The sequence below is a fragment of the Streptomyces sp. NPDC111606 genome, assembly GCF_055656945.1.
In genome coordinates, this window is sequence record NZ_JBVKBY010000011.1 from 189,631 (window position 1) to 209,452 (window position 19,822).

Sequence of the window (19,822 nt, forward strand, 5' to 3'; positions counted from 1 at the left end):
CGATGGTACGGGTCCACGTTGCCGGAATGTGAATTTTGGCCACGGACGCAGGGATCTCACAAGCCGGGCTCCGCGACCCCTGGACGCAACGACGGGTGCGGAGTTTCCTGGCATACGGGGGGATGTGAGCGCATGTCACGGGGGCCACGGAATCAGGTACAGCGGCAACTCACGGCGATTGGGGCGCTTTAGATGACACCTACGCTCGTGCGGCAGCACCCACCTCATGCGGGCGCGACGCCCCGCGTGAACCCGAGTGCACGCGCGCGTGACTGGTCCGAGATCCAGGAGCGGATGCTGGTTCCGCTCTACGAGGCCGTCTACGAGCGAGTGGAAGTGGGCGCCGGCACCCGGCTGCTGGGTCTGGGCTGCGGCAGCGGCCTCGCCCTGCTGATGGCGGCGTCCAGAGGCGCGGCCGTCACCGGTGTCGAGTCCTCCTCCCACGAACGGCTGGCCCTCGCGCGGCAGCGGCTGCTGCCCGAGGCGTGGGGCACGCGCGCGCAGGGCGAGGCCCGGCTCGTGGACGGCTCGCCCGGCGACCTGGCCGCCGCGGCCGACGCGCGGACGCCCGCGTACACCCTGGTGACCGCGTTCGAGCCCATCGGGTGCCTGGCGGGTGACTCGGAAGGGCTCGGTGAGGCGCTCGCGGCCGTGACGCCGCTCGCCGAGCGGGGGGCGCCCGTGGTGCTCGCCGGCTGGGGCCCGCCGGAGCGCTGCGCCACGTCGTCCGTGTTGCGGGTGGCCACCAAGCTGGCCGATCCCCTGCGCAGTACGGGCAGTTGGCGCCCCGCCCTGCGCGACGACCTGGAGGAGGTCGCCCAGCGCGCGGGCCTCAGGCCCGACGGTTCCGGGCGGGTGGCCTGCCCGTTCGGGTACGCGGACGTCGACAGTGCCGTACGGGGGCTGCTGTCGACGGGGCTGTTCGACGCGGCGATCGCGGCGACCGACCAGGCTCAGGTGGACAAGGAGGTGACGGAGGCGCTGCATCCGCACCTGCGGCAGGACGGCACGGTATGGATGCCGAACGTGTTCCGGTACCTGATCGCCCGCGTGCCCTGAGCCCTACTGGGCGTCGTCCTTCTTCAGCCGCGTGATCCCGGCGATCCGGTACGCCTCGGCCTCCTCCAGCGTCTCGTTCTCCAGCAGCGCCTCGGCCAGGGCGTTCAACTGCCCGCGGTGGTCCTGGAGTTTGCGGCAGGCCTCCTCGTAGCACTCGTCGACGATCCGGCGCATCTCGGCGTCGATCACGTCGAGGGTCTGCGGGGCTGCCGCGAGCCCGTACGCCTGCTGGGCGTCGCTGGGCAGGGCGGACAGCCGGCCCACGCGCTCGCTCATGCCCCAGCGGGCGACCATGGCGCGCGCGATGTTGCTGACCTGTTCGAGGTCGTTCTCCGCACCCGTGGTGACGACCTCGTAGACCACCTGTTCCGCCGCCATGCCGCCCAGGGCACCGATGATCCGCCCGCGCAGGTACCCCTCCGAGTGCGCGTACCGCTCCACCTCGGGGGTCGACATCGTCACCCCGAGCGCCCGGCCGCGGGGCACGATGGTGATCTTGCGTACGGGGTCGGCGCCCGGCTGCAGCATGCCGAGGAGGGCGTGTCCGCTCTCGTGGTACGCGGTGCGCCGGCGGTCCTCCTCGGGCATCACCAGGGTGCGCTCGGCGCCCAGTTGCACCTTCTCCAGGGCCTCGGACAGGTCCGGCTGGGTCACCTGGTCCTGCTTGCGCTTGACGGCGAGGAGCGCGGCCTCGTTGGCGAGGTTGGCCAGATCCGCGCCTGTCATGCCCGGGGTGGTGCGGGCCAGCTGGGCCAGGTCCACGTCCTCGGCGAGCGGGATCTCGCGGGTGTGGATGCGCAGGATGGCCTCGCGTCCGCCGCGGTCCGGCGGTGCGACGTTGACGACCCGGTCGAAGCGGCCGGGCCGGGTCAGCGCCGGGTCCAGGATGTCGGCCCGGTTCGTCGCCGCGATGACGATCACGCCCTCGGAGCCGGAGAAGCCGTCCATCTCCGTGAGGATCTGGTTCAGCGTCTGCTCGCGCTCGTCGTGGCCGCTCACCGACGCCCCGCCGCCGCGCATCCGTCCGATGGTGTCGATCTCGTCGATGAAGATGATCGACGGTGCCACCTTGCGGGCCTCGGCGAACAGTTCCCGGACGCGGGAGGCGCCGACACCCACGATCATCTCGATGAACTCGGAGGCGGAGGCGGAGAAGAACGGCACGCCCGCCTCGCCCGCCACCGCGCGGGCCAGCAGGGTCTTGCCGGTGCCGGGCGGGCCCGCCAGCAGCACGCCGCGCGGCATCTTCGCTCCCATCCTGCGGTAGGCGTCGGGATGCTCCAGGAAGTCGACGACGTCGTCCAGCTCGCCCTTGACCTCGTCGATGCCGGCGACGTCGGCGAAGGTCGTGCGCTCCGTGCCCGGCTGGAGCTCCACCGGTTTCGGGGGCGCCTTGCGGCCGAGCATGCCGCCCGCGCCGCCGAGGCCGGCGCCCATCCGCCGGGCGACGAAGATCCAGACGGCGAGCAGAAGCACGATCGGGATCAGGGAGAAGAGCAGGTTGGACAGGACGCCGCGCTCCCGCACGACCGGCTCGGCGGTCACCGTCACATCGCGGCTGCTCAGGTCCTGCCAGAGCTCGTCGTCCGCGAAGGCGGGGCGCTGGGTCTTGAACTTGGTGTAGTCGCCGTCTCCGTCGGGGTTGTCCCGGGCGCTCTTGAGTTCGCCCTGGATCGCGTCGCCCTTGGAGTAGATCTTGGAGACGTTGCCGGCGTCGACCTGCCTGCTGAACTCCGTGTACGAGATCGTCGGCTCGTTGCCCCGGTCGAGATAGGTCAGCCCCACGTAGGCGAGCAGGAAGACGATCACCGCGGTGAGGAGCAGGCCCCACCAGCGACCGCGCATCCGTCGACCGCGGGGGCGCCCGGGCGGCTCGTCCGGCGTGCCCTCGGTGCGCCACGGCTGGTCAGGAGCCTTGCGCGGCGGCGCGGCATTGCTCATATCTGGACGTTACGGCAGATACCGAGCCGTGGCATGCGCTGGGGGCGCCCCCCAGAGCGAGGGGCGCCCCCAGTGACGCAGGAGACGGGATGGCCGTACGGGACGAGTCAGCCGTACGAAACGAACCGTCAGCCCATGAACTTCTTGAACTCGTCCGGCAGCTCGAAGTCCTGCCCGGCCTGCTGGCCCGGCAGCCCGAAGGCGCCGCCCTCAGCGGCGGCGGCCCGGCGGGCGGCCTCCTCCTGCTCCTGCTGCTTGCGCTTCATCGGGTTGCCGGAGCGCTGCTTGCCCTTGGCCTTCTTCGGCTGCTTCTTCGTCCGGCCGGGACCGCCACCCATGCCCGGCATCCCCGGCATCCCCGGCATGCCGCCGCCCTGCGCCATGCGGGACATCATCTTGCGGGCCTCGAAGAACCGCTCGACGAGGTTCTTGACCGCGCCGACCTCGACACCGGAACCGCGGGCGATACGGGCGCGCCGCGAGCCGTTGATGATCGTCGGTTCCTGGCGCTCGGCCGGGGTCATCGACTTGATGATCGCGGCCGTGCGGTCGACGTCCCGCTCGTCGAGGTTGTTGATCTGGTCCTTGATCTGGCCCATGCCCGGGAGCATGCCGAGCAGCTTGGAGATGGAGCCCATCTTCCTGACCTGCTCCATCTGGGCCAAGAAGTCGTCGAGGGTGAAGTCCTGGCCCTTCTTGGAGGCCAGCTTCTCGGCCATCTTCTGGGCTTCGGCCTGGTCGAACGTCTTCTCCGCCTGCTCGATCAGGGTGAGCAGGTCACCCATGTCGAGGATGCGGGAGGCCATCCGGTCCGGGTGAAAGGCGTCGAACTCGTCGAGCTTCTCGCCGTTCGACGCGAACATGATCGGCTTGCCGGTGATCTGCCGGATGGACAGGGCCGCGCCACCGCGGGCGTCACCGTCGAGCTTGGAGAGCACCACGCCGTCGAAGCCGACGCCGTCACGGAAGGCCTCGGCGGTGTTGACCGCGTCCTGACCGATCATCGCGTCGACGACGAACAGGATCTCGTCCGGCGAGACCGCGTCCCGGATGTCGGCGGCCTGCTGCATCATCTCCTGGTCGATGCCCAGGCGGCCGGCGGTGTCCACGATCACGATGTCGTGGACCTTGGCCTTGGCGTGCTCGATGGAGTCCTTGGCGACCTTGACCGGGTCACCCACGCCGTTGCCCGGCTCGGGCGCGTAGACCGCGACGCCGGCGCGCTCGGCGACGACGCTCAGCTGGTTCACGGCGTTCGGGCGCTGGAGGTCACAGGCCACGAGCAGCGGCGAGTGGCCCTGCTCCTTCAGCCAGTGGGCGAGCTTGCCCGCGAGGGTGGTCTTACCGGCACCCTGCAGACCGGCCAGCATGATCACGGTGGGCGGCTGCTTGGCGAACCGCAGACGGCGGGTCTCGCCGCCGAGGATCGTCACGAGTTCGTCGTTGACGATCTTCAGGACCTGCTGGGCCGGGTTCAGCGCCTTGGAGACCTCTACGCCGAGCGCGCGCTCCTTGACGTTCTTGATGAACGTGCGGACGACGGGCAGCGCCACGTCCGCTTCGAGGAGGGCGATGCGGATCTCGCGCGCGGTCGCGTCGATGTCCGCCTCGGAGAGCCGTCCCTTGCCGCGCAGGTTCTTGAAAGTCGCTGAGAGGCGATCGGAAAGAGTATCGAACACGGCGCTCGCGGTCCTCGGGGTCGGTGGCGGCTGGCAATCGCCCTCCAGGGTATCCCGGCGGCACAGGTTGCCGGGATCCCCCGTTCAGCCCCGCAATGTCTCCTCCAGCTTGCGGGCCACGGATGCCGCCTCTTCCCTGGGCAGCGGCGCCCCCTCCGGCCCTGTGACATAGAACGCGTCGACGGCGTTGGCGCCCAGGGTGCTGACATGGGCGCTGCGCACCCGCACGCTCGCGTCCTCCAGCGCCCGGCCGATCCGGAACAGCAGCCCGGGGGCGTCCTGGGCCCGTACCTCGATCACCGTGGCCAGCCGGGAGGCGGCCGGGTGGACGGACACCCTCGGTGGCGGCGCCACCACGCCCCGGCGGCGCGGGTACGCCGCGTCCCGCTCGGCGAGACGGCCCGCGATGTCCAGTGAGCCGTCCAGGGCGCGTACGAGGTCGGCGCGCAGTCGGGCGGCCTGCGGCAGGGAGCCGTACTCAGCGGCGACCCGCCAGTTCAGCAGCAGGACGGAGCCCTCGACGCCGACCGGGAGATCCAGAGCGCGCAGTTCCGCGGTGCGGACGGTCAGTCGGTGCATCGCCAGGACGCCCGCCACCGCCGGCAGCACGCCCGGCTGGTCCGGTACGGCGATGAGGAGCTCCACGCCGAGCGGCTCGGGGTCGCCGGCAGGCTGCTCCTCGGTCGGCGGCTCGGTCTGCGCGCGCAGCGCCAGCACCGGGCTTCCGGTGGCGATCGCCTCCAGGGCGAGCCGCTCCTGCTCGGCGGTCGGCGCGGTGGCCTCGGGCTCGTCGGGGTCGTCCCCGGCGAGTACGGCCGCGACCCGTTTCACCAGGTCGGCGACCAGGGATCCGCGCCACGACGACCAGGCCGCCGGACCGGTGGCCATGGCGTCCGCCTCGGTCAGGGCGTGCAGCAGCTCCAGCGTGCCCTGCGAGCCGACGGCCTCGGCGACCGAGCGCACGGTGGCCGGGTCCTCCAGGTCGCGCCGGGTGGCCGTGTCCACGAGGAGCAGGTGATGGCGTACGAGGGTGGCGAGCACGGTCACGTCGTCGCGGTCGAAGCCGATGCGCCCGGCCACGTCCCTGGCGATGATCTCGCCGGCCACCGAGTGGTCGCCGGGCCAGCCCTTGCCGATGTCGTGCAGCAGTGCGGCGACCAGGAGCAGGTCGGGGCGGTGGACGCGGCGGGTGAACTCGGAGGCGCGCACGGCCGTCTCGATCAGATGCCGGTCGACGGTCCAGATGTGCACGGCGTTGCGCTGCGGACGGCAGCGGACCCGCTCCCAGTCGGGCAGCAGGCGGGTGATCAGCCCCTCGGCCTCCAGCGCCTCCCAGACGTCGACGGTGGGGTTGCCGGATCCGAGCAGGGTGACCAGTTGCTCGCGCGCCTCGGCAGGCCAGGGCGTGGGCAGCGGGCGGACGGTGGCAGCCATGCGCCGAACGGCGTGCAGGGAGAGCGGGAGTCCTGCCTGCGCGGCGGCGGCCGCGGCGCGCAGCGGGAGCACGGGGTCGCGTTCGGGGCGCGCGGCGCGGGCGAGCACCACTTCCCCGTCCTGCTCGACCACGCCCTCGGCCAGCGGGGAGCGCTCGGTGGTCGGCTTCCCACTACCCAGCATGGCGCGCAGACGGGGCCGCACGGCGCGCGAGCGCAGTACACGCCCCACTTCACGCCAAGTGACATCACTCGCATACGAGATGACCCGCGCCGCCTCGTACACCTGCCGCAGCAGGGTGTCGGCGTCGAGCAGACCGAGCTCGGCGGCGACCTGATCCTGCTCCTGCAGTGCGAGCCGGTCGGTAGCGCGCCCGGTGGTCAGGTGCAGGGCGTCCCGCACGTCGAGCAGTCGGCGCCGGGCGTCGTCGAGGCCCTCGCGCGGGGCGTCGGCCAGCCAGGAGGCGGCGACGGCGCGCAGGATGGTGGCGTCCCGCAGGCCACCGCGGGCTTCCTTGAGGTCGGGTTCCAGGAGGTACTGCAACTCGCCCTGCCGCTCGGCGCGCTCGGCGGACAGCTCCTGGAGTTCGGGCAGCCGCCTGGGCGCCTGGTTGCGCCAGTCGGCCAGGACCGCCGTCCGCAGCCCGGCCGTGAGTCCCAGGTCGCCCGCGATGTGCCGGGCGTCCAGCAGGCCCAGCTGGACCTTGAGGTCCTCGCCGGCCGTCTTGCGGGCCTCGGCGGGGGTGCGCACGGAGTGGTCGAGGGCGAGGCCGAGGTCCCAGACCGGGTACCAGATGCGGTCGGCCAGCGCGGCCACCGCCGTGCTGTCGCCGCCGTCGTGCAGCAGGAGCAGGTCCAGGTCGCTGCGCGGGGACAGCTCGCCGCGGCCGTAACCGCCGACGGCGATCAGGGAGACCCCGCGCAGCCCCTCGGCGCCGGCGGCGAACAGGCCGGTCAGCCAGTCGTCGGTCAGTTCGGCGAGGGCGGTACGGCGCGGCGGCCCGGACCGCGCCCCCTCGGTGAGGAGGCGCAGCCGGGCCGCCGCATAGCCGCTGGGTCCCGAGTCCTCTGCATCCTTACGAACGTCCGTACCCGTCACCCAGCGACTCCTGTTCTGTTGCCCTGCTTCAGAGCGCGTCCGGGCCGCGCTCGCCGGTGCGGACCCGTACGGCCGTCTCGACCGGGAGGGACCAGACCTTGCCGTCACCGATCTTGCCGGTGCGGGCGGCCTTGACGATGACGTCGATCAGCTGCTCGGCGTCGTCGTCCTCGGCCAGGACCTCGATGCGGATCTTCGGGACCAGGTCGACGGTGTACTCGGCTCCGCGGTAGACCTCGGTGTGGCCCCGCTGACGACCGTAGCCGCTGGCCTCGGTGACCGTCAGGCCGTGCACGCCGAAGGCCTGCAGGGCTTCCTTGATCTCGTCGAGCCGGTGGGGCTTGACGACGGCGGTGATGAGCTTCATGCGTCCACCTTCTTGCTCGCCGCCGCGGCAGCCGGTGCCGGGCCGGCGGCGGTACGGGCGGCACCGCCACCGGCGCCACTGAAGTCGTATGCGGTCTCGGCGTGCTCGGCCTGGTCGATGCCGGCGACCTCGTCGTCCTCGGGGACCCGCATTCCGATGGTCTTGTCGAGGATGAAGGCGAGGAGCGCGGAGACGATCAGCGAGTAGGCCAGGACTGCGAAGACACCGGCGCACTGCTTCCAGAACTGGGTCAGACCGCCGCCGTAGAAGAGGCCCTCGACCGTGGACTGGCCCTTGCCGCTGGCGAAGAGGCCGATCAGCAGGGAGCCGACGACACCGCCGACCAGGTGGACACCGACGACGTCGAGCGAGTCGTCGTAGCCGAGCTTGTACTTCAGGCCCACGGCCATGGCGCACAGCAGACCGGCGATGGCGCCGACGGCGATCGCGCCGAGCGGGCTGACCGCGCCACCGGCGGGAGTGATCGCGACCAGACCGGCGACCGCGCCGGAGGCGGCGCCCAGCGTGGTGAACGCGCCGTGGCGGATCTTCTCGTAGATGAGCCAGGCCAGCATGGCGGCGGCGGTGGCGACCTGCGTGTTGACGAACATCAGCGCGCCGACGCCGTCGTCGTTGCCGAGCCACGAGCCCGCGTTGAAGCCGAACCAGCCGAACCACAGCAGACCGGCGCCGAGCATGACCAGCGGGAGGCTGTGCGGACGCATCGGGTCCTTCTTGAAGCCGACGCGCTTGCCGATGACGAGGATCACGCCGAGCGCCGCGGCACCCGCGTTGATGTGGACCGCCGTACCACCGGCGAAGTCGATCACGCCCAGTTCGAAGGCCCAGCCGCCGGCGCCCCATACCCAGTGCGCGACCGGGAAGTAGACGACCGTGGCCCACAGGGCGATGAACAGCGCCCACGCGGTGAATTTCACGCGGTCGGCCAGCGCGCCGCTGATCAGGGCCGGCGTGATGATCGCGAACATCAGCTGGAAGACCAGGAAGACGAAGATCGGGATGGTGTAACCGTCCCACAGCTGCGTCAGGCCGATGTTGCTGAGGCCGACCCAGTCCGAGTTCCAGCCGATGAGGCTGCCGGAGTCGGTGCCGAACGCCATGGAGAAGCCGTACAGCACCCACAGGATGGTGACGATTCCCAGGCTGATGAAGCTCATCATCAGCATGTTCAGGGTGCTTTTGACGCGGACCATGCCTCCGTAGAAGAAGGCCAGGCCCGGGGTCATGAGCATCACCAGGGCGGAACAGATGAGCATGAAGCCTGTGTTGGCGGACGACAGCGTGGGTGCGTCCGCCGCAAGCGTGATGGCGGCTGATGCCATCGGCGTCTCCTCGTCGATTGGTACGGCCCCGTGCGGGCGAAGCCTGAGCGGAATGAGGGGTGGGCCGGTTATGCGCCATGAGATTGGCGCAGCGCCGTTTCGGTGGAAGCCCCTCATTGTTTCGCCGCCGTGACGAAGGCGCCTTGCGTGTTACGCATCAATGAACTGCCGGATCTCCGGCTGTCGGATCGTTATCGTGGCGCAACCTTCACTGAAGGTACGCAGGACCGGCCGCGGGCGGCCTTCCGATGACCTGGCATGGGGGAGCCGAGTCGGGCAGTTCGGGAGGGCCGGCCGCGGCCGGGGTTCTGGGGTTTCGCGGGATTCGCCCGCGGTCGTCAGACCGCTTCCGCGGTCTCCGGCAGCTCCACGGCGAGCTTGTCCGTCAGGTCCACGACCTCGGCGAGATCCCCGAAATCGCGTACGGCCGTGTCCACCGTCTTTCGAATACGAGTGTTGACGCGCTCGGAGCGCACCTTTTTGGCGATCTGCATGGCGTGCTCGGCGTAGACCGCGCTCTGCTCGGGCTCGCGCCGCAGCAGATGCACCGTGGCCATGCCGATGAGGTTCAGCGCATACGACCGCTGGTGCTCGCCGTCCTTCGCGAACAGGTCCACGGCCTGCTGCATGACCGGCTCGGCCAGCGAGGCGTACGTCGGGCTGCGGCCCGCGACATAGGCGAGGTCGCGGTAGGAGTGGGAGTTCTCGCCGTACAGCTCGGCCTCGGAGAAGAAGCGGATCCAGTCGGGGTCCGGCTCGTCCCACTCGTCGGACTCGGAGAAGGTGTCCTCGGCCATCCGGACCGCCCGCTTGCACTTGCCGGGCTGGCCCATGTTGGCGTAGGCGCGGGCCTCCATCGCATACAGCATCGACTGGGTGCGCGGGCTCGCGCAGTCCCGGCTGCCGTACTGCGCGAGGTGGATCAGCTCGAGGGCGTCGTCGGGCCGGCCGAGGTGGATCATCTGGCGGCTCATGCTGGACAGGATGTACGAGCCGAGCGGCCGGTCACCGGCCTCCTTGGCGGCGTGCAGCGCAAGGACGAAGTACTTCTGGGCGGTGGGCTGGAGTCCCACGTCGTACGACATCCAGCCGGCCAGCTCCGCCAGCTCGGCGGCGACCTTGAACAGCTTCCTGGTGGTGGCCTCGGGCTGGGGCTCCTGGAGCAGGTCGGTCACCTCGTGCAGCTGCCCCACGACCGCCTTGCGGCGCAGGCCGCCGCCGCACTGGGCGTCCCACTGCCGGAACATCACGGTGGTGGACTCCAGCAGGTCCAGCTCGGGCTTGGACAGCCGGCCACGCGCGCGGGAGGACGGGACGGGCCGGGACTCCTGGCGCGGGGCGGACGGCGCGGGGACCAGCCAGCGCTGCATCGGTTCGATGAGGGCCGGGCCCGCAGCAAGGGCCAGCGAACTCCCGAGGAAGCCGCGCCGCGCCAGCATCAGGTCGCTGCGCGAGAACTCGCTGAGCAGGGCCACCGTCTGCGGACCCGTCCAGGGCAGGTCGACCCCGGACACGGAGGGTGACTGGCGGGCGGCGCGCAGGCCGAGGTCCTCGACGGAGACGACGCAGCCGAACCGCTCCGAGAACAGCTCGGACAGGATCCGCGGGATCGGCTCGCGGGGGTTCTCACCGTCGAGCCAGCGGCGTACCCGCGAGGTGTCGGTCGAGATGTGGTTGGCACCCAACTGGCGTGCGCGGCGGTTCACTTGGCGGGCCAGTTCGCCCTTCGACCAGCCGCTGCGCACGAACCAGGACGCGAGCAGCTCGTTCGGGCTCTTGGCAGCGTGCGCTGCGCCACCGGCGCTCGTACCGCTTCCGCTGTTGCCGCTCACTGGAACGCCCCCATCCCTTGGACCACTTGTCACCGAGTGCGCCAAGCCCTATCAGAATGCCGGTAAATACGGTCTCCCGTCCGGCAGTTGTCACCCTTCGAACGGAAAGCCGACTTGCCCCCGGCATACCCACGAGTGCATGTGCCCCGAAGGTCCGTGCACACACGGTAATCCTACGATCACGCCTCCAGCCATGGCGATCCGGGAAACGCCACCATTCGCCACCCCTTCGAATGAACTAACGTACGCCGCCACGCGATTCACTTGACATAGGACGACCGGAAGTGGGCGGAGCGAAGCACCCTGAGGCGCGCGTCGCCGAGTCCACAACCCTGGATGCTTCCAAGCGCCGCGTGAACCGAGCGGCGCCGGAGGGTAACCGGCTTCCCAGGAACACACAGGGTCACGTTCCGATTTCGCGCCGTAACCACCGGCGCGCTGGACCCGTTGGAGGGGGCATGGGCTTCACGATCGGCGGCATCCGGGAGATCCGGTCCGGCACGCGTCGACGCGGCCGCACCTCGGAGTGCACCGCCGTCGCCGAGTTCACCGGGCTGTGGGGCTGGGACGTGGCGCCCGGCGCGCGAGCCGCCGCGGGCGCCTGCTCGTGCGGCCGCTCCGACTGCGGCGCGCCCGGCGCACACCCCCTCGACTTCGCGCCGCAGATCCCGGCCGGGGCCACGCTCGACGAGGTCGCCAAGGCATGGTCGGAGTTCCCGGGTGCCTCGGTGATGCTGCCGGTCGGCCGGGCGTTCGACGTGATCGAGGTGGCCGAGCCGGCCGGACGCCGGGCGCTGGCCCGGCTCGAGCGGATGGGTCTCCCCCTCGGCCCGGTCACCGCCACGCCCGAGGGCCGCGCACAGTTCCTCGTCGCCCCCGGCGCCGCCGCCGAGCTCCCCGAGCTCCTCTACCGCATGGGCTGGGACGACCCGACCCACCTCGACCTGCGTGGCCTCGGCCCCGGCACATCCATCACGGCCCCACCGTCCGACCGGGGCGGACTGGGGCCGGTGCGCTGGCTGCGGGCCCCCCAGCTGGACACGGCCACGAAGCCACCCGCCGCGCGACTGCTGCTCGGGACGCTGGCCTACGTGGCGCATCGGTCGCGGGCCTAGCACGTACCAACGGGCACAACCGTCACAGTCGTACACAGCGAAGCGCCCGTCCCCCAACTGCACCTTGGGAGGCGGGCGCTTCTTCGATTCGAGCAGGTACGAATCGAGCAGGTACGAATCTCGTAGGTCACTCTCCGATAAGGGCATCCACGAACGCCTCCGGCTCGAACGGCGCCAGGTCGTCGGCGCCCTCGCCGAGTCCGACCAGCTTCACCGGCACGCCCAGCTCGCGCTGGACCGCGATCACGATGCCGCCCTTGGCCGTGCCGTCCAGCTTGGTGAGCACGATGCCGGTGATGTCGACGACCTCGGCGAAGACACGGGCCTGGACCAGGCCGTTCTGCCCCGTCGTCGCGTCCAGCACGAGCAGCACCTCGTCGAGCGGCGCGTGCTTCTCGACGACCCGCTTGACCTTGCCGAGCTCGTCCATGAGGCCGGTCTTGGTGTGCAGGCGGCCGGCGGTGTCGATGAGGACGACGTCCGACCCCATCTCCTTGCCCTCCTTCACCGCGTCGAAGGCGACGGAGGCGGGGTCGCCGCCCTCCGGCCCGCGCACGGTGTAGGCGCCGACCCGCTCGCCCCAGGTCTGCAGCTGGTCGGCGGCGGCGGCACGGAAGGTGTCGGCGGCGCCCAGCACAACGCTGCGGCCGTCGGCCACGAGGACGCGGGCGAGCTTGCCCGTGGTGGTGGTCTTGCCGGTGCCGTTGACGCCGACGACCATCACGATGCCGGGCTTGCTGGTTTCCGGCTCGGTCTTGACCACGCGGTCCATGTCCGTGCCGATCAGCTTGAGCAGCTCCTCGCGCAGCAGGCCGCGCAGCTCGTCGGGGGTGCGGGTGCCGAGGACCTTCACCCGCTCGCGCAGCCCCTCGACCAGCTCCTGGGTGGGCTGCACGCCGACGTCGGCGGTGAGCAGCGTGTCCTCGATCTCCTCCCAGGTGTCCTCGTCGAGGTGCTCGCGCGACAGGAGCGTGAGCAGCCCCTTGCCGAGGGCGGTCTGGGAGCGGGAGAGCCGGGCGCGCAGCCGGATCAGGCGGCCGGCGGTGGGCTCCGGTACCTCGATCTCGATCGGCGGGGGCTCTTCGACGACGGGCGGTTCCTCGACGGCGACCCCGGTCGAGCCGTCGGGAAGATCCACCTCCTCTATGGTCCGGCGCTCTTCGTCGCGCGGTGTCTCGGCCTCGTCGCCGACATGCGGCTCGGCCGGAGGGGCGGTGATGTCGGGGGCGGCGGGCGGCGGCGGGGGCAGCTGCTTCTTGCGCCGGCTGCCGATGATGAGCCCGCCGAGCGCGCCGAGCACGACCACGGCGATGACTACAGCAAGGATGACGATGTCCATAACCCGTCCAGTATCGGCCATGGAGCCCGGCGACACCGCTCTGGATGTCTGACACACCGTCAGCTAACGTCCGCCTTCACACCCGCCCGGTGAAGGGGGACCCCCATGCCCGTCACGGTCGTACGCTTCAACCTCGTCGAGCCCGACGCGACCCCCGCCTCACTCGCCGCCCGCTACCGGGCGGCCCTGGAGATGGCCGCGTACGCCGACGAGCACGGCATCACCACCGTGCAGACCGAGGAGCACCACGGCGCCGACAACAACTGGCTGCCGTCACCGTTCGCCTTCGCGGCCGCGGTCTTCGGCGCGACGCGACGCCTCGCCGTCACCGTCTCGGCGATCATCGGCCCCCTGCACGACCCGCTGCGGCTCGCCGAGGAGATCGCCGTACTGGATCTGCTGAGCGGCGGCCGGCTGGTGACGGTCGCCGGGATCGGGTACCGGCCCGAGGAGTACGCCCTGTTCGACGTGGACTGGAAGCGGCGCGGAAAGCTCCAGGACGAACTGCTGGAGACGCTGCTGAAGGCCTGGACCGGCGAGCCCTTCGAGTACCGCGGCCGTACGGTACGGGTCACTCCGCGCCCGTACACCGATCCGCACCCGCTCCTGCTGGTGGGCGGCTCCTCGAAGGCCGCCGCCCGCCGGGCCGCCCGGCTCGGCCTGCCGTTCTTCCCCAGCGCGCATCTGCCGGAGCTGGAGGCGTACTACAAGGAGCGGCTCGTCGAGTACGGCACCGAGGGCTGGACCATGATGCCGGCGGCCGAGACGCCCCTGCTGCACGTGGCCGAGGATCCCGACCGGGCGTGGGCGCAGTACGGGAGGCACTTCCTGCACGAGGCACGGACGTACGCCTCCTGGCAGTCCGGCGACATCCGCTCGGCGGTGAAGTCGGGGGCCTCGACGGTGGAGGAACTGCGCGCGGAGGGCGTGTACCGGATCGTGACGCCCGAGGAGTGCGTGGCGCTGGGCCACGCCAACTACGTGCTGCACCCCTTGTCCGGCGGGATGCCGGTGGAGGAGGGGTGGCGGAGCCTGCGGTTGTTCTGCGAGCGGGTGCTGCCGGGGCTCGACGACTGATCCCGACGCATATGAGGTCGTGTCCCCTCGCACACGACACCGCCGCCCCGGCTCGGGCAGTGGCCGAGCCGGGGCGGCGGCGGGGTTACGGGGAGAGGGGCAGCGGGGATTTGGCCCTTCCCCCCGAGTTCGGGGAGCCCTGGAGGCTCAGCCCATCTCCTCCAGCTTCTTGCCCTTGGTCTCGGGCACGAACTTGAGGATGAAGGGGATGGAGAGGAAGGCGAACACCGCGTACATGACGTAGGTGAGCGACAGGTTCCAGTCCGACAGGTCCGGGAAGGTGATCGTGATCACCCAGTTGGCGATCCACTGGGCCGAAGCGGCCACACCGAGGGCGGCGGCACGGATCTTGTTCGGGAAGACCTCGCCGAGCATGACCCAGACGACCACGCCCCAGGACAGGGCGAAGAAGAGGACGAAGGCGTTGGCGGCGATCAGCGCGACGTAGCCCTGCGCGGTCGGCAGCGGGTCGCTGCCGTTCTGGAAGGAGAAGGCCCAGGCGGCCGCCGCGAGCGAGATGCCCATACCGACGGAGCCGATGAGGGCCAGCGGCTTGCGGCCGATGCGGTCGACGAAGATCATCGCGATCACGGTGCCGATGATGTTGATGATCGAGGTCTCGAACGAGTAGAAGAACGAGCTCGAGGGGTCGACGCCCACCGACTGCCACAGCAGGTTCGAGTAGTAGAAGATGACGTTGATGCCGACCAGCTGCTGGAAGACGGAGAGGCCGATACCCATCCACACGATCGGCAGCAGGCCGAACCGGCCGCCCAGCAGGTCCTTGAACGTCGACTTGTGGTCGCTCTTCATGGCCTGCTCGATCTCGGTGACGCGGCCGTCCAGGTCCACGCCGCCCTCGACGTCGGCGAGCACCTTCTTCGCGTCCTCGGTGCGGCCGACGCTGATCAGGTAGCGCGGGGACTCGGGGATGGCGAACGACAGCAGGCCGTAGACGATGGCGGGCACGAGCATCACGCCGAGCATCCACTGCCAGGCCTCCAGGCCCGCGACGGTCCCGCGCTCCTCGCCGTCGGCCATGTTGAGGATGGCCCAGTTGACGAGCTGCGAGACGGCGATGCCGATGACGATGGCGGCCTGCTGGAAGGAGGCGAGCCTGCCTCGGTACGCGGGCGGGGCGACCTCGGCGATGTAGGCGGGGCCGATGACCGAGGCCATACCGATGGCGATGCCACCGAGGACACGCCAGGCGGCGAGGTCCCACGCGGCGAACGGGAGGCCGGAGCCGACGGCGCTCACAGCGAACAGCACCGCCGCGATCTGCATGACGCGGATGCGGCCGATGCGGTCGGCTATGCGGCCGGCGATTGCGGCGCCGAGGGCGCTGCCGAGCAGGGCACTGGCGGCGACGGTACCGGTGACGCCGGAGCTGAGGTCGAACCGGGCCTGGATGCCGCCGTTGGCTCCGTTGATGACGGAGCTGTCGTAGCCGAACAGGAAGCCGCCCATGGCGGCCGCCGCGGTGATGAAGACGACGTGCCCGAGATGTTCGGGGTGCGCCGTCCTCGCTCCTGACGTGGATGCCTGCGCTGTGCTGGTCACGTGTACTCCTCGGGCGCCGGCAACGCTGCCGGGTGGGGGGGTCAGCCGCTCCAAGTAGTGATACCTGAAGTTAAAAGCAACGTTGCAGAGACTATGCCTTCAAGTATCGAAGTCAATAATCCGGGAAGCTGTGACCTTGGAGACTCGACTAAGTGAGTTGTGTTCACTTCTTGAAGTGAAGGTGAAGGCAAAGGTGGGGGCAAGGTGGAGGCGAAAGTTGAGCGCGCCCGAAGATCGGCAGTGACCGGCGTCAACGCAGTCGCTGGCTGATGACCTTTGACACCCCGTCACCCTGCATGGAGACGCCGTACAGCGCGTCGGCGACCTCCATCGTGCGCTTCTGGTGGGTGATCACGATCAGCTGCGAGGCCTCCTGCAGCTCCTGCATGATGCGGATCAGCCGCTGGAGGTTGGTGTCGTCGAGGGCGGCCTCGACCTCGTCCATGACATAGAACGGGCTCGGGCGGGCCTTGAAGATCGACACCAGCATCGCGACGGCGGTGAGTGAACGCTCACCACCCGAGAGCAGCGACAGCCGCTTGACCTTCTTGCCGGGCGGGCGGGCCTCGACATCGACACCCGTGGTGAGCATGTTGTCGGGATCGGTCAGGATCAGCCGTCCCTCGCCACCGGGGAAGAGCCGGCTGAAGACGCCCTCGAACTCCCGGGCGGTGTCCCGGTAGGCCTCGGTGAAGACCTGCTCGACGCGCTCGTCGACCTCCTTGACGACCTGCAGCAGGTCGGCGCGGGTCTTCTTCAGGTCCTCCAGCTGCTCGCTGAGGAACTTGTGCCGTTCCTCCAGCGCCGCGAACTCCTCCAGCGCGAGCGGATTGACCTTGCCCAGCTGCTGGTAGGCACGCTCGGCGGACTTGAGCCGCTTCTCCTGTTCGCCCCGGACGAAGGGCTTGGGCTGGTTGCGGGGATGCTCGGGGTCCTCGGGGAGCTGCTCGCCCTCGGCGGCCAGGGACGGCGGTACGAGCTGGTGGGGCCCGTACTCGGAGACGAGCCCGGCGGGCTCCACGCCCAGTTCCTCCAGCGCCTTGGTCTCCAGTTGCTCGATCCGCATCCGCTTCTCGGCGCCGAGGACCTCGCCGCGGTGGACGGAGTCGGTCAGCTTGTCGAGCTCGGCCTTGAGGTCGCGGCCCTCGTTACGGGCGACGGTGAGCTCCTGCTCGCGGCGCGCCTTGGCCGCCTCGGCGGCGGTGCGCTCCTCGTCGGCGCGGGTGAGGGAGACCTCGACGTGCGCGAGGAGCTGCCGGGCACCGGAGGCGACGGCTTCCGCGACGGCCGCCTCGTGGCGCAGCCGTGCCCGCCGCTGCTCGGCACGCGCGCGTGCCTCGCGTTCGGCGCGGGCGGCACGGTCGAGGGAGTCGGCCCGTCCGGCGAGCCCCTTGACGCGCTCCTCGTGCGTACGGACCTGGAGCCGGGCCTCCATCTCGGTCTGCCGTGCGTTGGCACCGTCGGCGGCGAGACGGTCCCGTACCGACGTGTCGGGCTCCTCCTCGACCGGCATCTCCTCGGCGACGGCCAGCCGCTCGGCCAGCTCCTCGGCCTCCTGGTGAGCCTTGTCGAGCGAGTCCTGCGCCCGCGCGGCGGCGGCGACGGAGCGCTCCGCTTCGCCGGCCGCGCCCCTTGCCTGGCCTGCGAGCCGGCCGAGCTGCTGGGCGACCGCCGACTTCTCCCGGTCGGCCGCCCGGCGCCGCTCCCCCAGCTCCTCAACCAGCCCGGCGCACTCCTTGCGCCGCTCGGCAGCCGCGTGCTGGGCCTCGGCGAGTTCCTCGCACCGCACTGCCAGCTCTTCCAGCTCGGCGGCGGCCTCGTCCACAGAAGCCTGTACTTCCAGGAGGCTGGGGGCGCCGGCGGAGCCGCCGTGGGCGAAGTGGGCGCCGAGGAGGTCGCCTTCTGCGGTCACGGCAGTGAGGTGGGGGTGGTTGTAGACGAGGTCCTCGGCGTCTTCGAGCGTGCCGACGATGACGATGCCGTGCAGGAGGCGTCGTACTGCCGGCATGAGGTCGGAAGGCCCGCGGACCAGATCTGCCGCGTGTTGTTGTGTGGCGTCCGTGAGCTCGTTGTGGCCGGTCGCGCCCTGCGGCGGAGCCGCGGATTGATACAGCCCCGAGCCCCTTTGGGGCGCCTCCGGTGACCCGGCGAGCAAGAGTGACGCCCTTCCGCCGTCCTGCTTCCGCAGCATGCGGATGGCGTCCGCCGCCGCCGAAGGTGACGTGACCGCCAGCGCGTCCGCCGCCGCGCCGAACGCCGCCGCCAGTGCCACCTCGTGGCCCGGCGTCACTGTCAGCAACTCCGCCGCCGGGCCCAGCAGGCCGGTGAGGCGGTCCCTCGCGCCCAGCAGCGCGCCCGTGCCGTCCTTTCGCCGCAGGCCGAGCGCCAGCGCCTCGTGGCGGGCCTGCGTCGCGGCGCGGCCCCGTTCCGCCACGGTGGCCGCCTCGCGGGCTGCCGTAAGGGCCGCCTCGGCCTCGGCGAGCTGCTGCTTGGCGGCCTCGTGCTGCTCGGCGAGTTCCGCGTCGCCGGCGTCCAGGCCGTCGACCTCGGCCTTCAGCGCCTCGTACTCCTCCTGGGCGGCGAAGGCCCGCTCCTGGGCCTCGTCCCGTGCCGCGGCCAGGCGGTCGATCTCGGCCTGGGCGGAGGCCGCACGGGAACGGGCCGCGTTGACCTGCCCGTTCAGCCGGGCGAGGCCCTCGCGGCGGTCGGCGATGGCGCGGGCGACGTCCTTGAGACGCCGTTCTTCCTGCGTGAGTTCGCGCTCCAGCTCGGCGCGGTGCGCGACCGTGTCCTCCAGGGCTCGCTCGGCCGCCTCCAGGGCCGCTTCGAGCTCGGCCTCCTGCTCGCGGATGCGGGCGGCCTCGCGCTCCATGTCCTCGGGGTCGCGGCCCCGCCGTTCCTCCGGCGGCGCGGAGGTCGCGCTCTTCACGCGTGCGTCGGCCAGCGAGATCGTGCCGCGCACCCGCTCGGCGAGCTGGGACAGTTCGTACCAGGTCTGCTGGGCCCGCTGCAGGCGCGGCGTGAGCTGCCGTACCTCGTCCTCCAGGAGTCCTTCGCGCTGGAGCGCCTTCTTCAGCTCCTGCTCGGCGGCTTCCTTGCGCTCCTTCAGCGCGGCCTCGTCGGCGACCTCGGTCTGGAGCGCCTGCCGGAGCCGTACGAGATCGTCGGCGAGGAGGCGGAGACGGGCGTCGCGCAGATCCGCCTGGATGACGGCGGCCCGGCGCGCCACCGCCGCCTGGCGGCCCAGGGGCTTGAGCTGTCGGCGCAGCTCGTCGGTCAGGTCCTGCACGCGTGCGAGGTTGGCCTGCATCGCGTCCAGCTTGCGGAGCGCCTTCTCCTTGCGCTTGCGGTGCTTGAGGACGCCGGCCGCCTCTTCGATGAAGGCGCGGCGGCCCATGGGGTCGGCATGCAGGACGGAGTCGAGCTGGCCCTGGCCGACGATGACGTGCATCTCGCGGCCGATGCCGGAGTCGGAGAGCAGTTCCTGGATGTCGAGGAGGCGACACGTGTCGCCGTTGATCTGGTACTCGCTGCCGCCGTTGCGGAACATGATCCGCGTGATGGTGACCTCGGCGTACTCGATGGGCAGTGCGCCGTCCGAGTTGTCGATGGTCAGCGAAACCTCGGCTCGGCCAAGTGGCGGACGGCCGGTCGTGCCGGCGAAGATGACGTCCTCCATCTTGCCGCCGCGCAGCGACTTGGCACCCTGCTCACCCATGACCCAGCTGAGTGCGTCCACCACGTTGGACTTGCCCGAGCCGTTCGGTCCGACGACGCACGTGATGCCCGGCTCGAACCGGAGCGTGGTCGCCGAGGCGAACGACTTGAACCCACGGAGGGTCAGGGCCTTGAGGTGCACGCCGCTGGACTCTACCGTCCGCCTGTATCTCGCTCCATGAACCCGCGGTTTCACCGATGAACGTGCAGGGCACACCAGACGTTAAAGAGGGTGAAAGGATGCGCGGGGCAGTAAGC

Annotated in this window: 12 protein-coding genes; 3 read left to right on the forward strand and 9 right to left on the reverse strand. The window is 70.8% G+C overall.

Annotation, left to right across the window (positions count from 1 at the left end; translation table 11 throughout):
- Positions 1 to 192 precede the first annotated feature (192 nt).
- Positions 193 to 1,059 carry a type 1 periplasmic-binding domain-containing protein gene (locus ACZ7M7_RS33805; protein ID WP_472123616.1) on the forward strand — a complete coding sequence of 289 codons (867 nt, stop codon included), beginning with the start codon at positions 193 to 195 and terminating at the stop codon, positions 1,057 to 1,059.
- Between the two features lie 3 nt (positions 1,060 to 1,062).
- Here the strand turns inward: ACZ7M7_RS33805 and ftsH are convergent, their stop codons facing one another.
- From ftsH to nsdA, 6 genes are all read right to left on the reverse strand, one after another.
- Positions 1,063 to 3,000 carry an ATP-dependent zinc metalloprotease FtsH gene (gene ftsH, locus ACZ7M7_RS33810; protein ID WP_383607405.1) on the reverse strand — a complete coding sequence of 646 codons (1,938 nt, stop codon included), beginning with the start codon at positions 2,998 to 3,000 and terminating at the stop codon, positions 1,063 to 1,065.
- Positions 3,001 to 3,128: 128 nt separating this feature from the next.
- Positions 3,129 to 4,679, reverse strand: a complete 1,551-nt coding sequence (gene ffh, locus ACZ7M7_RS33815; RefSeq protein WP_383607406.1) for a signal recognition particle protein — start codon at positions 4,677 to 4,679, stop codon at positions 3,129 to 3,131.
- Positions 4,680 to 4,763: 84 nt separating this feature from the next.
- A complete protein-coding gene (locus ACZ7M7_RS33820) occupies positions 4,764 to 7,211 on the reverse strand; it encodes a [protein-PII] uridylyltransferase (RefSeq protein WP_472123619.1) in 2,448 nt (815 codons plus the stop codon).
- A gap of 28 nt (positions 7,212 to 7,239) precedes the next feature.
- The gene (locus ACZ7M7_RS33825; protein WP_003997576.1) at positions 7,240 to 7,578 is read right to left on the reverse strand and encodes a P-II family nitrogen regulator; all 339 of its coding nucleotides are present in this window, start codon (positions 7,576 to 7,578) and stop codon (positions 7,240 to 7,242) included.
- Positions 7,575 to 8,921, reverse strand: a complete 1,347-nt coding sequence (locus tag ACZ7M7_RS33830) for an ammonium transporter (protein ID WP_383607408.1) — start codon at positions 8,919 to 8,921, stop codon at positions 7,575 to 7,577. The genes ACZ7M7_RS33825 and ACZ7M7_RS33830 overlap by 4 nt, the downstream gene beginning before the upstream one ends.
- A 338-nt stretch (positions 8,922 to 9,259) precedes the next feature.
- Positions 9,260 to 10,753: a transcriptional repressor NsdA gene (nsdA, locus tag ACZ7M7_RS33835; protein ID WP_472123622.1), complete on the reverse strand. Its 1,494-nt coding sequence runs from the start codon at positions 10,751 to 10,753 to the stop codon at positions 9,260 to 9,262.
- 458 nt (positions 10,754 to 11,211) lie between these two features.
- Here nsdA and ACZ7M7_RS33840 point away from each other — a divergent pair, with 458 nt between their 5' ends.
- Positions 11,212 to 11,868: a bifunctional DNA primase/polymerase gene (locus ACZ7M7_RS33840; protein ID WP_383628521.1), complete on the forward strand. Its 657-nt coding sequence runs from the start codon at positions 11,212 to 11,214 to the stop codon at positions 11,866 to 11,868.
- 127 nt (positions 11,869 to 11,995) lie between these two features.
- Here ACZ7M7_RS33840 and ftsY read toward each other — a convergent pair whose 3' ends face one another.
- Positions 11,996 to 13,207 carry a signal recognition particle-docking protein FtsY gene (gene ftsY / locus ACZ7M7_RS33845; protein ID WP_383607411.1) on the reverse strand — a complete coding sequence of 404 codons (1,212 nt, stop codon included), beginning with the start codon at positions 13,205 to 13,207 and terminating at the stop codon, positions 11,996 to 11,998.
- A gap of 105 nt (positions 13,208 to 13,312) precedes the next feature.
- Between ftsY and ACZ7M7_RS33850 the strand changes: the two genes are divergently transcribed.
- Positions 13,313 to 14,284 carry an LLM class flavin-dependent oxidoreductase gene (locus tag ACZ7M7_RS33850; protein WP_472123625.1) on the forward strand — a complete coding sequence of 324 codons (972 nt, stop codon included), beginning with the start codon at positions 13,313 to 13,315 and terminating at the stop codon, positions 14,282 to 14,284.
- Positions 14,285 to 14,431: 147 nt separating this feature from the next.
- On the opposite strand, the gene ACZ7M7_RS33855 is transcribed toward ACZ7M7_RS33850, so the two are convergent.
- Together ACZ7M7_RS33855 and smc are read right to left on the reverse strand one after the other, a co-directional pair.
- Entirely contained in the window at positions 14,432 to 15,847 is a 1,416-nt protein-coding gene (locus tag ACZ7M7_RS33855; RefSeq protein ID WP_383628524.1) for a sugar porter family MFS transporter, read from the reverse strand.
- Positions 15,848 to 16,097: 250 nt separating this feature from the next.
- Positions 16,098 to 19,706, reverse strand: coding sequence for a chromosome segregation protein SMC (smc, locus tag ACZ7M7_RS33860; RefSeq protein ID WP_472123629.1), 3,609 nt, complete (start codon positions 19,704 to 19,706; stop codon positions 16,098 to 16,100).
- Positions 19,707 to 19,822 lie beyond the last annotated feature (116 nt).